We start from the raw sequence: 14967 nt of genomic DNA on the forward strand, positions 1-14967 counted from the left end.
TACATTATGAAGAGAATCAGGTACGTAAATCAACAAAAAAATGCCATAATCATTAAAAAAACAAAAAGCTTGAAAAATGAGCACATTGGTCATGCGTTGATCACAAAAAGAAATAGTACAATAATAATGTAGTAAAAAATCAATAGGCGGAAAGATTCATGGAAGTGCACGCCCTTTTATTAAGAATATATGACCAAAAAACTGTTAAATACTAGATAAAGAGCGAAAAAACAGTAATTCCATAGACTCATTTTGTAAAATAAAAACAGATTTGTTTGACTGTGTATCATTTCTGTTTTTATAATAATAACGTCAAAAAATAAGTGGATTAGCCCATTATATGGCGGCTATGCACGGGAGGTAATGAGGAATATGTCAGGAATTATTCGCGTAACCCCAGAAGAACTAAGAGCGACCGCTAAGCAATATGGTGTTGAAAGTCAAGAAGTGTTAAACCAAGTTGATCGTCTAAATAGAATGATCTCTGACCTAAAAGGAATGTGGGAAGGTGCTTCTAGTGAAGCATTCGCTGATCAATACGAACAGCTTAAACCTTCATTCATCAAAATGTCTGATCTATTAACAGATGTCAGCAATCAGCTTGATCAAACTGCAAATACACTTGAAAGCACTGACCAAGACATCGCTAGCCAAATCCGCGGCTAATCAAAGGGATTTCCTTTCTAAGTGTGAAAAGCAGAAAAAGCGCCGAGTCTGTCAGTTGATGCCGGCGCTCTTTCTATTTTGTGAGGTGGAAATTTGTGTATATCGATATTACCATCGACTTAAAAAACTATGATGGCAGTGTGTTTGATTTGAGACTATCAAATTATTTACATATTAAACAAGTCATCCATATCGCCTGGCAGGCAAAACAAATCTCACTACCTAAACGAGATGGCGGATGGGTGCGTGTAGTCAATAAGAAAGCTGTGTTTTCAGGCGAATATAAGCTGTCAGACTGTGGAATCACCACAGGAGACAGGCTGGAAATACTATGAAAGGACTTTTGTAAATGGCAGATAAAAAGAGTTCCTATTTAGAAGAACAATTAGAAGCAGTCATGAAAAAAGAGGAAGGCACTTACACCTTCATTTTTCAAAGAGAGACAATTAAACTCTTAGACGGTTTAGAAGCGGCACCGATTAAAGACATCAATCCTTCATTTAAAAAAGAGATCCAATTAACCGAAGGTGAGGTCATCATTTCGATTCAACCGCCTCCTGCCTATCAGGAATTTCGTTTCATCCATGCAAAGGATGAAAAAAGCAAATGGATTTTTTCATACCAGCTTGTCGATGCAGTGTGCAAACACGACGTGAAGCGGCTGCATCCTATTGTTTCTCCTGAAAACATTGTTTTTCATCAAGGCTTAGCGCCTGCATTTTTGCATTACGGGGTTAAAGAAAGCATCCCGCCATATGAAACCGACCAACATCGTCTGTTAAAAGAGGTCAAAGCCGTCATTCTTCGAGTGGTGGACCATGAATATCAGTTTCAAGAATATTTGGCTTATCATGATACGTTGAAATTATCTGAGCTGGCAAAGGAAATAAGTGATACACAGTCACTGGAAGAATTGTCTGCTTTGATTCAACAAAAAATAGAAGCCATCGAAGCAAAAGAAAAGACGCTCTTAACCATTCCAAAAAAGAAATGGAAGATCGAACGATACATTGGACTTGGTCTCCTTGTTCTTTTGATTCCTGCATTGGTGTATACCATTTACACGTTCTTTTTCGCCATGCCGAAACAAGAAGCGTATGTGGAAGCGAACAAGTATTATCTCAACAAACAGTACAGCCAAGTGGTGGATACGCTCGAAAAATACAAAGCCGATCAAATGCCAGTCTCTCTTCAATATGAACTGGCCATTTCGTATGTGCAAACGAATCAAGGGAATCTATTGCTTGACCAGCACAAAAAAGAAATCACGGATACGTACACATTGCAGACAGACCCGCAATACTTCCTGTTCTGGATTCATATTGGACAAGGCAATAGCAAGGAAGCTCTGGATATTGCAAGGGTGCTCGGGGACGACCGATACATATTCACAGCACTCGTCGCCTACCGCAATGAAATTCAAAATGACGACAGCCTATCTGCTGAAGAAAAACAAAAACAGCTAGATCCAATCATTAAGGAAATGGCGAAGTATGAAGAAAAAGAAACAACGGAGACGAGCACCAATGACTCCTCAGATGCAAGCCAAACAGATGAAACAGCTGAACAAAAAGAGCAGTCAAAAGCCGATCAGGAGAAAAAAGAGAAAGAATCTGATGCAAAAAAGAAAACCTCTCAGACGAAAAAAGATGAGAAAAAATAATTCTTTCGATACAACTGACAGTTGGTGCTGTCCGATGAGGAGGTGGAGCGTTTGAGTCTTCTATGGGTTTTTTATGAGGAAGATTATCAAACCGTCCGTTTAGATGAGCAGTTCAACCGAGAAGCTGTGATTGGACCTGAAATAGAGCATACGGTAACGATTCCTTCCCTTTCGTTTGATGAAGGGTTGATTCGTTTATCTCCAGATGAAACGAATGACGGCTTTTCTCTTTATCAGGGCGAAAAAAAGAAAGGTCACTTACTTCCACATGAACCATATCAGGTTGGTTCACTCACACTCATGTTGATGGATTCACATCATGATCAATCCATTTATTACCTAGGAAATAGAGTCGAAGTGACTATTTCAAGTGAAGAAATAGATGAAGCGGATGTGTGGAAGGAACAAGCTCATTCAATGTTTCAAGATGCCAAATCCTTCACGTTGGAAAAAATAGAAGGCACTTGGTATGTCATTCCCCAAGATGAAACGATCTATGTGAACGGGAAACAGTTGCACGGTCCACAGCAGCTTCTTGCTGGAGATGAGCTGTTTTGGAACTTTTTGACGCTGTCATTGAAAGATGATGATTTATTGCAAGTAACAGCATTTGAACCATTTCAAACACGTTTAGAAAAAACGAGGCCGCCGAGTACCGAAACGAAACAAAAATATCCTTTATATAGACGAACACCACGTTTGATTTACGATCTGCCAGATGACCGGGTGTCTTTCAGCTTTCCTTCACAGGAGAGTGAAAATAATGGCAGAGGACTTTGGCTCGTAGTTCTTCCGCCGCTTGTCATGCTGATTGTCATGGGGATCGTGGCCCTTGTACAGCCGCGAGGCATCTTTATTGTCGTGTCAATGGCGATGTTTATTATGACGTTAATTACTTCGTCCGTTCAATATTTTAAAGAGAAATCACAGCGCAAAAGACGAGAAGAGAAGCGGCAACGCGTTTACTCTCTTTACTTAGAAAATAAGCGGAAAGAGCTGCAAGAGCTGTATGACCGTCAACAATTTATTTTAACGTATCATTACCCGTCTTTTGAACAAATGAAATATTTGACGTCAGAAATCAGCGGGCGTATTTGGGAAAAGACGCTTGTCAGTGATGATTTTTTACAGCTGCGTCTAGGGACAGGTGCAGTTCCTTCAAGTTATGAATTATCGACGAGCGGCGGCGATATGGCCAATCGTGACATCGATGACTTAATGGAACAAACCCAGCATATGCAAAACGTCTATCGCGAGGTAAAAGATGTACCGATTACGTTCGGTCTTGCGGACGGTCCAACCGGATTAATAGGAAAACCGGCAATTGTCAAAAATGAGCTTCACCAGCTTGTCGGCCAGCTTGCTTTCTCGCACAGCTATCATGATTTGAGATTTGTTTTTATCTTTAATGAACAGGAGTATGAGAACTGGGAATGGATGAAATGGCTGCCGCACTTCCAACTTCCTCATACATACGGGAAAGGGTTTATATATAACGAACAAACACGTGATCAGCTCTTGTCTTCTATTTATGAAATTTTACGAGAGCGTGATCTGGAAGAGGAAAAAGAGAAAAAAATCTTTACGCCTCACTTTGTGTTTATCGTGACAAACCATGAACTCATTGCGGAACATGTGATTTTAGAATACCTAGAAGGCAGCCGGACGGATTTAGGCATTTCAATTATCTTTGCGGCAGAAACAAAGGAAAGCTTGGCTGAAAATATTTCAACGCTTGTTCGTTACATTAACGAAGAAGAAGGAGATATTCTCATTCAGCATAAGAAGGCCGTACGAATTCCATTTCAGCTGGATGCACATGAGCGAGCGGACAATGAGCTGTTTGCCAGAACCTTAAGAACATTAGATCATCAAGTCGGGATGACCAACTCAATTCCAGAAACGGTTTCCTTCCTTGATCTGTTTCATGCCAAACAGGTAGATGACATTGGCATTCGCGAAAAATGGCTGACATCTGAAACAGCAAAGTCATTATCTGTGCCTATCGGTTATAAAGGAAAAAACGATATTGTCGATCTGAATCTGCATGAAAAAGCACATGGCCCACATGGTCTATTAGCGGGAACAACGGGATCAGGAAAAAGTGAGTTTTTACAGACGTATATTTTATCCTTGGCTGTACACTTTCACCCGCATGAAGTGGCGTTCCTGCTCATTGATTACAAAGGAGGCGGAATGGCGCAGCCGTTCCGAAATATTCCGCACTTACTTGGTACGATCACAAACATTGAAGGCAGCAAAAACTTTAGTGAAAGAGCGCTTGCCTCTATTAAAAGTGAACTGAAGAAAAGACAGCGCTTGTTTGATCAGTATCATGTGAATCATATCAATGACTATACGAAACTCTATAAAGAGAAAAAGGCGGAACAGGCGATGCCTCATTTGTTCTTAATCTCTGATGAGTTTGCTGAATTAAAAAGTGAAGAGCCAGATTTTATTAGAGAGCTTGTCAGTGCCGCGCGGATTGGACGAAGTCTCGGTGTCCATCTCATTTTGGCGACACAAAAGCCCGGCGGGGTCATTGATGATCAAATTTGGAGTAACTCCCGCTTTAAAGTCGCATTAAAGGTACAAGATGCATCAGACAGTAAGGAAATTTTGAAAAATAGTGATGCAGCGTCGATTACCGTGACAGGTCGTGGATATTTACAAGTGGGGAACAATGAAATCTATGAATTATTCCAGTCGGCTTGGAGCGGTGCACCGTATATGGAAGATGGCTACGGATCAGAAGATGACATCGCCATTGTAACGGACACTGGACTGATCCCATTATCAGGGGTAAGTACAGAGCCGGCTGTGAAAAAAGAGACAGTGACGGAAATTTCCGCTGTTGTGGATGAAATTGAACGTATGCAGCAGGAGCTTGGAATTGAAAAGCTTCCGAGTCCATGGCTTCCACCGCTCGAAGAACGGATTCCAAAAACACGTTATGCATCAAGTGAAGAGCACGTCTTCCATTTCGCTCTTGTCGATGAGCCAGATCAGCAAAGCCAGCATCCACTTTCTTATCAAATGATGGAGGATGGAAATATTGGCATCTTCGGTTCATCCGGCTACGGCAAATCACTTGCTGCAACCACACTGCTTATGAGCTTCGCAGAAAGATATTCACCTGAAGAATGGCATGCATATATTTATGACTTCGGTAACGGCACCTTGCTACCGCTTGCCAAACTTCCGCATACGGCTGATTATTTCTTAATGGATCAAATGAGAAAGATTCAAAAGTCGATGAAGCGTCTTCGTGAAGAGGTTGAATATCGCAAGCGTTTATTTAGACAGCAGGAAATGAGTCATATCAAAATGTACAATGCGCTGAATGAGAAAAAGCTTCCATTCATATTTATCGTGATTGACAACTTTGACATTGTGAAAGACGAAATGCATGAACTCGAATCTGAATTTATTCAGTTAAGCCGTGATGGACAATCGTTAGGCATTTATTTCTTAATCACAGCGACTCGTGTCAACGCAGTCCGTCAATCGCTTATGAACAATTTGAAAACAAAGATTGTCCATTACTTAATGGATCAAGGAGAAGCATACTCCATTATTGGCAGACCGAAATTCAGCTTAGAGCCAATTCCAGGACGAGTCATTATCAACAAAGAAGAGCTTTACTTTGCACAAATGTTCCTGCCAGTTGAAGGAGAGAACGATCTCGAATTGTTTGAGCATTTAAAACAAGAGATCCAGCTTCTAGATGCTCGCTTTGAATCAGCTGAAAAACCAAAACCTGTACCAATGCTTCCTGATAAGCTGACCATTTGGGAGCTAGAGAGTCGCTTAGAAGGACAAAAACAGCCGTATGAGATTCCAGTCGGACTAGATGAGGAATCTGTTGCACCTGTTTACTTTGACTTGAAGAAGAATAAACACTGCCTCATCATCGGTCAAACGCAGCGAGGGAAAACAAATGTGACCAAACTAATGCTTGATCAGCTATTAGTAGCAAAACCTGAGAAGCTGGCCGTCTTTGATTCGATTGATCGGGGGCTCTCTCATTATGCAAAAGAAGAGAACATTGATTACCTTGAAACAAAGGATGATATCACAGAATGGGCAGAGGAAATAGATCGTTTATTCAAGGTGCGTGAAGAGATGTACGTCGAAGCTGTGCGCCGAGGAGAGACTGATCAGTTGTCGTTCTCTCAAATTGTGCTTGTGATTGATGGCATTACGCGTTTTCAGCAGACAATCGACCCGCGTCTTCAAGATCAATTGGCTGATTTCATGAAGTCATATGCACACTTAGGCTTCAGCCTGATCGCGTCAGGAAATCATACCGAATTCAGTAAAGGCTATGATGCACTCACAAACGAAATCAAACAGGTTCGTCATGCCATGTTACTGATGAAAAAATCAGAGCAAAACATCATACCGCTTCCGTATGCAAGACAAGAACCAGAGATTCAGCCAGGATTCGGATATTTGGTTGAAAACGGGAAAGAGAAGAAAATCCAGGTTCCTTTATGTGCGGTAGAAAGGAAGAGTGTTCAATGACAGAGCAGCAAAAAAGCTCCATCAAAATCGTGTCGACCATGATACTGATTCTCGTCTTGCCGGTTCTATTTTTCCATCTCATTGGGGATGATCCGGCAAAACAGAAAAAGAATGCCACACGTAACATTGCCGTGGTCAATGAGGATATGGGGGCGAGCGAAAGTGAAAATACCGCTCGTTTCGGACAGGATGTGGTGGCGGCATTATCAGAGCGTCCAGATTACACATGGACAGTCGTCAATCGAAGTGCGGCAGAAAATGGCCTGAAAAATAGAAAGTACGATGCAGTTCTTTATATTCCATCTGACTTCTCTAAAAATGTGCTGAGCTATGATAAGGATCATCCTGAGAAGGCATCTATCCAATTCTCAATCCAAGATCAGCTCAATGCAGTGAATAAAGAAAAAGTACAAAGAGAGCTAGAAAATGCTCAAAAGAAAATGAATGAACAAATGTCGACTTTATATTGGAGTTTTGTATCACAGGAAATCGGCAATGTCAGAGAAGAGTTTGAGCATATTGTTGGCAAAGAGGTCGAATTCCAAAACACGATGTACAACTTCTATAAGCCAAATTCAAACAAACTATCTGATGCCGTCCAGCAGCAGAAGAAACAAATAGAAGAACTAAAAAATGCGATGGCCAATTCACAAAAACAGTATAAAGACGGTTTAAGTACAACAGAAGAAGCGAAAAGTCAGCTGAAGGATTTCGTAAAAGTAGTCGATCAATATCAGCAGTATCAAGACAAACAAAAGGATCTCTTGATCAAAGCGCAATCTACAAGTAAAAAACAAATCCAGCAAGGACTCAAACAGCTTGCGGAGATTCAAAACCAAAATGCCCGCAGCTTTAGCGATCAAATGGGCGGACTCAAAACCGATATCAATGGGGTCCAAAGTCAGCTTAAAACAACGGACAGCGCAATTCAATCTGTTCAAAAGGCAAGAGAAGACGCAATTCCTAAGCAATCGTCGGGATTAACGGACCTTGTGAAGGCGTCTCAAGAAGAACTTTTGAAGAATTATGAAGGTCAATACTTAGAGGCCTATAAAAGTAAGATCATCGCCTTGCAGAATAAGCTAGAAGCAAAAAGGCAAGAGCTAATGAACGCACCCGAGCAGCCAGCTGATCCTGATGATGACGGGCAATCAGATCAAGATAACGAGAACCCAGAAGAGATTGGCATTAACTTAGATGATGAAACAAATGAACTCTCGCAAATTTCATCGGAAATGAACGATCTAGCTGATCAATTAGAAGATCAGACTGCACCTCCTACTAATGAAGATGAGAAAGAGAGTGAAAATGGTCAGGATGCTGTTCAGCCAGATAACAGCGGCACGAATCAATCAAAAGATGACCTAAAAGCACTGTCTAATCGTTTAGAAGAAGTGAAAAAGAAGATTCAAGAAAAATCGGCCGCTCATAACGACCAATTGAAAGACAAAGTAAGTCAAATGAGTAAGGAGCTTGAAAGCCTCACGAAAAAAGTAGAGAAGCTTGAAAAGATGATTCTAAGGTTACAAGATCGATATAACGTCATTCCGAATGAAATCAAAAATCAGGAATCCTCTATTTTAAACAAAGTGCAAGAGCTGAAACGAGTAAACTCGCCGATTGGCAACACTGTGAATACGAAAATATTTGATCAAGAGTTTAAAACAAATTCAACAAGCACCAAAAAGTTAATGGAATACTCCAATCAACTGTCTCAGCTAGAGATGATGCTTGGGAATCTATATCAACCAACAAACAACTCATCTCTACTAGACACAAAAGGAGATGAAATCCAGTCCATCCTTTCCATCAAAAAAGAAGAAACGGAAAACTGGGATACACTCAAAAATCAAATGCTGACGTCAAATGATGATGTGTCTACCTTTATTGATGAGATGCAAAAATTCTCAGATGGCTACGCAGAATACATTTCGACTCAGCAGGCAAGCATGGAACAGGAGTTAAATGCCATTTCTGAAAGTGCGGACACAGTAGCTGAACAAATGGCTGATCAAGGAGATGCTGTGTATACGGCAGACCTTGCGGGCAGTTCGATTGTTGTGAGTGCACAGGATTCAATTGGTCAGGAAGTGCTTCGTCTTTCTGAAAATATGAGTTCGTTAACTGACCGCCAAAAAGGGGTGGCGGATTATACGAATAATATTGAAGAAAGTGTCACAACCGTTCAAGAAAAAGCAGATACGTTGAACGAAAACTGGAGTAAGAATGTCAATTCTACGAAGCTTGTTCAACAAGATTTAAAGGGTATTTTAGGCAACACTTTAGACGATCAAGGCAACAGCAACTATGTGTATAACCATTTAGCCAATCCGCTGAAAATTAGCGGCGATGTGCCAGAAGAAAAAACGCAGACTGTACCGCCAGTAGTCATTTTGGTTATTGTGATGATCAGCAGTTTGTTGATTGGCTTTTTTAGCTCGTACTATGCGTCAGCGCCAATGCTGGTCAAAGGTGCACTGTTTGGTATTTTAAATCTGCTAGTCGGGCTCATGATCAGCCTGTTTGGACTCAACATTTACAAACTAGCTGATGACCAAGCCATTCAATGGTCGATCTTTACGATTTTGCTGCTAGTGGCATGCTCTGCCTTTATTCGCACAGCTTTCCTTTTCGGTTCAATTGCCGGATGGATGGCAGCAACGGCGCTTATTTTCTTCTTTGTTGCACCGTTAATTGATTTGGTCATGCCAAACTTCCATTTTACAAATCCAGTGATAGACGTGTATCTGTCCATCCAATATGGAAATGGAGACAACTTCGGTATGGGCATCACAGGGCTACTGATTTTAACGATATTGTTCATGGTCATTCCACTAGTGAAGAAGCTATGGAAAGACAAAACAGAGGAACGTGATGTCACTCATGAGGCTTAATCTATTCGTCAAAGGGATGGCACTTGGTGTCATATCCCTTTTTCTCCTCAGTCCTGCTGCTTTTGCTGCTACAGGTGAAGATACGGATACGAATGTCAAGCCGAATGAATATCAAGAAAAGAACCTCAATATTAATTCGAGTATATTGAGGGATCAAACGAAATACGAACAAAGCAAAACAACATCTAAAGTCAAAACGGACATTCACTTTGCTGACCCGCCTAAGACCTCTGATGGTCAACTTTCGCCGCAAATTTTTAGTGATCTGAAAGACAATCCGCCTAAAACGCCAGCTCGTATGATGAAAGAGATGAATATCTCTTTCAGCGATTCGGCTGTATCAACTCCTTCTGGCGATGATCATGAAAAGCAGAGATCGGCGCTTCTGCCAATCATTTTTGGCATCTTGATCGCCTTTGGCATCATTGTCATGATCATTCTGATTCCAAAGGTGAATGTGAAGACGGAAAAGAAATAGCCTGCCTCTTTAAAAAGGGGCAGGCTTTTCTTTATGCAGATTGCTTGATGTGATACCGATTCACTATTTAAAATAGTGTTATCAAGGGAGGAGATTGTCATTCGAATTTCAATCGTCACAGGCGGATCAAAAGGATTTGGTTTAGCACTTGTCAAACAGCTACTTTCACGCGGGGATAACGTGTATACCGCTGCAAGAAGTGAGTCGCCACTATCCCATCCACACCTCACGCATTCACAGGTCGATCTCACTGATGAGGAATCGGCTGCAAAGTGGCTTCAGGGCATCTTGTCCTCGCAAACTCTCGCAGACGCTGATGACATCTTGCTTGTCAATAATGCAGGAATGGTGACTCCTATCAAACGTGCAGGGCAAGGCGGAGAGGATACGCTTCATCAGCATTATACGCTGAACCTTGTCATCCCTGTTTTGCTCAGCCATGTGTTTGTGAGGGAGACACAATCTCTTGAAGGGAAGAAAACCATCGTGCATCTTTCTTCTGGGGCAGCTAAAAACCCGTACAAAGGATGGAGTGCCTATTGCAGTTCAAAAGCAGGGCTTGATATGTTTATGAGGACTTTACATGAGGAACAGCAGGACGAAGCTTATCCTGTCATCACGTTTTCCTTTTCACCCGGTACGATTGATACGGATATGCAGGGAGAGATTCGGAAATCCTCCAAACAGGACTTTGAACAAATTGAGCGGTTTCAGCAATTACATGAAACAGGTACGCTAAAGAGCCCAGATGAAGTGACCGGTATTTTACTCGACCTTCTAGCAGATGACCCAGCTGGTGGTTGTGTATATGATGCCCGTGAGTATGAAAAAAAGCAGTCATAACGGCTGCTTTTTTCGTATTGTACAAGCAAAGACAGCTTATCGAGCATAAGCTAAACTTGAGACTCATCGGAAATATGACAGAACATTTGAATTTCTTTTCAGAATATGTTAGGATGCTAAAAATATAGATAAGGAGGGGTTTCCATGAGAAAGGTTACATTAATGGATGTTTACACCCATCCAGTCGCTCAAAAATATTTAAATCGTTCAGGAAAAGCCCACGCTATTGCTTGTGCTTATCACGCATTCAAACTGGCGATGCAGGCGGGGATTAACCCGGATCTTGCTGTGAAAGCAGCACTCTTGCATGACATCGGCCACTATGAATGGTATACAGCAGGCGGAGAATGGGATTACGAGACATATAGACGGAATGATATTCATGCCATTAAAGGGGCAGAGCGGGCACATAAACTGCTCATACGGCTCGGCGAGGAACCAAAAGCAGCCAAAGAGATTGCCCTTGCGATTTTGCTTCACACAGATTCATATTTGCCAGAGGGCGACCTGCATAAGGACACACTCCAGCAAATTGTGAAGAAAGCAGATGAAATGGACGAAGAGCCTGGTGGACACCATCATTACAGACAAATAGATGAATCACTTGCGCTCAAAAAAATTGCTGATTTGGATGAGAAGGTGCAGCAGGCGCTTCAGCCCATGAAACGCTCTGTTTAATATGGAATATCTCCATGAATCGTTCCGTGCTGATCCACATACAATGTTCGGATCACAGTACGGTTAAATGCCGATGTTCCTGATGCAGTGAGGCCTGAGTAATGGACCGTGACGGAATAAGCACCTTCTTTTTTCAATTGAACGGCTGATGAAGAGCTCGTTTTCAGTGGATGATCCTTCTCGGCATCTTTAAAATATGTGGTCTCTACAGTTTTGCTTAATCGTTTAATCAGCTTGCTCGAATGTGTCGATGCATCTCCTGATTTCGCTGCAACGATTTTAATTTCTTCATTCAATGGTGAATCAAAGGATACAAGTAGCAAATAAGGATCCTTTTTTCCTGAATTTGATCGAATCGTCCATTTTCCTGGAACGGGTTTATTGATTTGCACATGGTGTGAATAGGCGCCTTCATATGGGAATGATGCTTCGGATGTCGTCAAATTGGTTAAGACATCTCCATTTGGCGCAACGATTTCCGGATTGGCTTCCTGTCTTTCATTTAACCACTGAATCGATAGGCCATTCGTTCCTTCCTCTACATAGAACGCTTCTGTTTTATCCTTTTCACTTTCTCCACCTTTCACATAAACGTTTGTATTTAGCTCCGAAGAGACTGGTTCTTGCTCTTGTTCGTCTTCACTTTCAGCGCTTGCGGTACTTGCACGCAGCTGTGCCTGAAATACGGGGAACATGCTTGTGCCGTTTTTGATCGAAAAGTGATCCCACTTTCCTGTTAAAATATTGTTTGCATATGCTAGCTTTGTGCTGCTGACCGTCACAGCGCCATCGTTTGCCCCAAAGCTTTTTAAATACATGCCGCCTAAATAAAGCACTCCGCCAAAGGTTCCCCATTCTGAACCAGAATAGGTCACATATTTATGAGGAAACGTCTCCAACCGGTCGGTTTCACTTCGAAAAGCTGCCATCATCCCGGTTTGCAGAGAATAGAGCGCGTCGCTCTTTTGTCCAAGGATTTGCGCAAGCCAGCTTCCGCCTTTGCTATAGGCTAAATCCGCAAGTTGCGTCCCATAATGTGGAGAGCCAAGTGTGATGACTTTCTCTACATATGGATGAGCGTTGTAATACACGAGTGCAGCCTGCGTATCCACTCCGCCTTTACTATGACCGATTATGATCAGTTTTCTGCCGAAAAATTCATAGATTTCTTTTAACTTTTCTGCTAATAGTTTCCCATTCTTTTTCATGTCCTGATCTGGATATAAATCTATGAACGCGCTTTCGTATCCGTTCAGAACAGCTTGTTTTGCCATATCGTTTCGATCAGACCATGTGGAGGAAGAACTGTTTATGCCATGAACAAAAACAAGTGGGGGTTTTGACAGGTCTTTTTGTACCGGTTCTTCTCCTTTAAACCACTTCCCTGGTGTACCAGGTGCATCTCCAATTGTGCCTGCGTGCGCATAACTTGCAGAGGATAGTAAGAGCATGACAGCAACGATACAGATTAATTTTTTCAAGATCATTCACCTCTTCAAATAATTTAAGATGTTGGCAGCACCAATCTATTATACTTCTAAAAATTGTAAAAAAATATGAAATGTAAAAATACGGTAATAATGTTGTGGGTTTGCTGAGTGACACTCACATGGGTCATTGCATACGCTGTGGGTAAATACACAAGTAAAGGGGCAGGTAGCATGGCACAACAAGGAAGTCCACAGCTTGTTTCATTAGTTGATCCATATGTTTATCAAACATTGCAGAAAGTAGTCGGTATGAGATTGATTGTTCAAACAGTGAAAGATACAGTACGTGGAAAGTTGAAGGAAGTGATGCCGGATCATATTGTGATTGAGGCGGGGGCAAAATCAGTGTTTTATGTGCGGATCCAGCAAATCGTGTCGGTGATGCCTGATCACAGTGAAAGAGTGTAACAAGCAGACGCACAGGTGTCTGCTTTTTTCAATGCTTACAGAATGTATATCTGGAAAAAGTGCATGATATACCAATTGTTCTTTTTTTTTCAAAAAATATGGTTCTAAAACAAGAAGCAGTTGACAGAAGGTGGGTTGAATAGTAGTTTTTTAATAAGGTCAATATGTAACAGGAGGAGCATCTTTGTTAAAATCTAAAGTTCATTTTTGGACATTCCAAATATTACTGGTTTTACTAATTGTGTACGTATCAACAAAAGTTTCGTTTTTATTTCAGCCGATCATTTTATTTGCTTCAACGTTGTTTGTTCCTATTTTACTGGCAGGTATTCTCTTTTTCATCTTTAATCCGATTGTTCGATTTTTGTCGAAGAAGATACCTAGGACGCTCGCCATTCTGATTATTTATCTCCTATTCATCGGGCTTATCACGTTTATTGTCAATGCTGCTGGACCTGTCATTGTCACGCAGGTGGGTGGACTTGTCAAAAGCTTCCCGGGGTATGTCACGGACATGCAGAAATTTATCAACGATTTCTCGCATTCTAAAACATTTACGTGGATGATGAACCAAGATTATGTGTCTGTTTCGAAGTTTGAACAGTCGATCGTTTCGACATTAAAAGATTTACCGGAAAATATTGCTTCCAGTATGTCGGCGGTGTTTGGCGTGATTGCGAATATTGCCCTCGCTGTCATTACCGTTCCATTCATTTTATTTTACATGCTAAAAGACGGGCATAAGTTTCCGGACAAGCTCGTTCAATTTTTGCCAATGCCTTATCGTAAGGAAGGATTGAAGATTTTTAAAGAATTAAACGATACGCTTGCTGCTTACATACAAGGGCAAATCGTTGTTTGTTTATTTGTCGGAGTTGCTTGTTTTATCGGATACTTATTAATTGGTGTGAAATATGCGCTCATTCTCGGCATCATTATTGCGGTGACAAACGTCATTCCATATCTTGGGCCATATCTTGGTGCGGCACCAGCTGTGCTCATTGCTTTTCTTGATTCGCCTGGAAAAGCGGTTGTGACTGTTATTGTCATTCTTGTTGTTCAGCAGGTCGATGGAAACGTCATTTCTCCATTGATCATTGGAAAACGTCTCAACACACATCCGTTAACAATTATCTTGCTATTAATTGGGGCAGGAAGTTTTGGCGGAATCCTTGGCATGATTTTTGCCGTCCCTGTCTATGCGCTGCTGAAAGCCATCACACTCAATATTGTCAGATTGGTTCAGCTGCGTCAGCGCTCTCGAAAAGAACAGCATTTAAACGTTTAGGGCAGATGCACAACTTTTCCCTTTTTGCATAA

General features: G+C 41.5%; 11 protein-coding genes. 10 read left to right on the forward strand and 1 reads right to left on the reverse strand.

Features of this window, described 5'->3' with window-relative positions; translation table 11 throughout:
* Positions 1-372 precede the first annotated feature (372 nt).
* The 8 genes from ACTJJQ_RS08505 to ACTJJQ_RS08540 all read left to right on the forward strand — a co-directional run bounded on the left by ACTJJQ_RS08505 (position 373) and on the right by ACTJJQ_RS08540 (position 11749).
* Positions 373-666, forward strand: coding sequence for a WXG100 family type VII secretion target (locus ACTJJQ_RS08505; RefSeq protein ID WP_003213769.1), 294 nt, complete (start codon positions 373-375; stop codon positions 664-666).
* 95 nt (positions 667-761) lie between these two features.
* Entirely contained in the window at positions 762-1001 is a 240-nt protein-coding gene (locus ACTJJQ_RS08510) for an EsaB/YukD family protein (RefSeq protein ID WP_008345897.1), read from the forward strand.
* Positions 1002-1015: 14 nt separating this feature from the next.
* Complete coding sequence (gene essB, locus ACTJJQ_RS08515) at positions 1016-2329, forward strand: type VII secretion protein EssB (protein ID WP_008345895.1); 1314 nt, start codon at positions 1016-1018, stop codon at positions 2327-2329.
* A 51-nt stretch (positions 2330-2380) separates the two neighbouring features.
* Entirely contained in the window at positions 2381-6856 is a 4476-nt protein-coding gene (gene essC / locus ACTJJQ_RS08520) for a type VII secretion protein EssC (RefSeq protein ID WP_440600108.1), read from the forward strand.
* Positions 6853-9750 carry a type VII secretion protein EsaA gene (gene esaA, locus ACTJJQ_RS08525; protein ID WP_440600109.1) on the forward strand — a complete coding sequence of 966 codons (2898 nt, stop codon included), beginning with the start codon at positions 6853-6855 and terminating at the stop codon, positions 9748-9750. The genes essC and esaA overlap by 4 nt, the downstream gene beginning before the upstream one ends.
* The gene (essA, locus tag ACTJJQ_RS08530; protein WP_440600110.1) at positions 9731-10228 is read left to right on the forward strand and encodes a type VII secretion protein EssA; all 498 of its coding nucleotides are present in this window, start codon (positions 9731-9733) and stop codon (positions 10226-10228) included. Before esaA ends, essA begins: the two co-directional genes overlap by 20 nt.
* A gap of 99 nt (positions 10229-10327) precedes the next feature.
* The gene (locus ACTJJQ_RS08535; RefSeq protein WP_440600125.1) at positions 10328-11071 is read left to right on the forward strand and encodes a (S)-benzoin forming benzil reductase; all 744 of its coding nucleotides are present in this window, start codon (positions 10328-10330) and stop codon (positions 11069-11071) included.
* Between the two features lie 144 nt (positions 11072-11215).
* Complete coding sequence (locus ACTJJQ_RS08540; RefSeq protein WP_007500462.1) at positions 11216-11749, forward strand: HD domain-containing protein; 534 nt, start codon at positions 11216-11218, stop codon at positions 11747-11749.
* On the opposite strand, the gene ACTJJQ_RS08545 is transcribed toward ACTJJQ_RS08540, so the two are convergent.
* Positions 11746-13230, reverse strand: coding sequence for an esterase/lipase family protein (locus ACTJJQ_RS08545; protein ID WP_440600111.1), 1485 nt, complete (start codon positions 13228-13230; stop codon positions 11746-11748). The two genes, ACTJJQ_RS08540 and ACTJJQ_RS08545, sit on opposite strands and share 4 nt — an antisense overlap.
* Before the next feature lie 180 nt (positions 13231-13410).
* Here ACTJJQ_RS08545 and ACTJJQ_RS08550 point away from each other — a divergent pair, with 180 nt between their 5' ends.
* Entirely contained in the window at positions 13411-13647 is a 237-nt protein-coding gene (locus ACTJJQ_RS08550; RefSeq protein WP_003213721.1) for a YuzF family protein, read from the forward strand.
* Positions 13648-13831: 184 nt separating this feature from the next.
* Positions 13832-14935 (forward strand): AI-2E family transporter, encoded by a 1104-nt coding sequence (locus tag ACTJJQ_RS08555; RefSeq protein ID WP_050826566.1) that lies wholly within the window; start codon positions 13832-13834, stop codon positions 14933-14935.
* The last annotated feature ends 32 nt before the right edge of the window (positions 14936-14967 follow it).

Origin of the sequence: Bacillus sp. 22483 (assembly GCF_052044605.1) — a bacterium.
In the GTDB taxonomy this organism is placed as follows: domain Bacteria; phylum Bacillota; class Bacilli; order Bacillales; family Bacillaceae; genus Bacillus; species Bacillus altitudinis.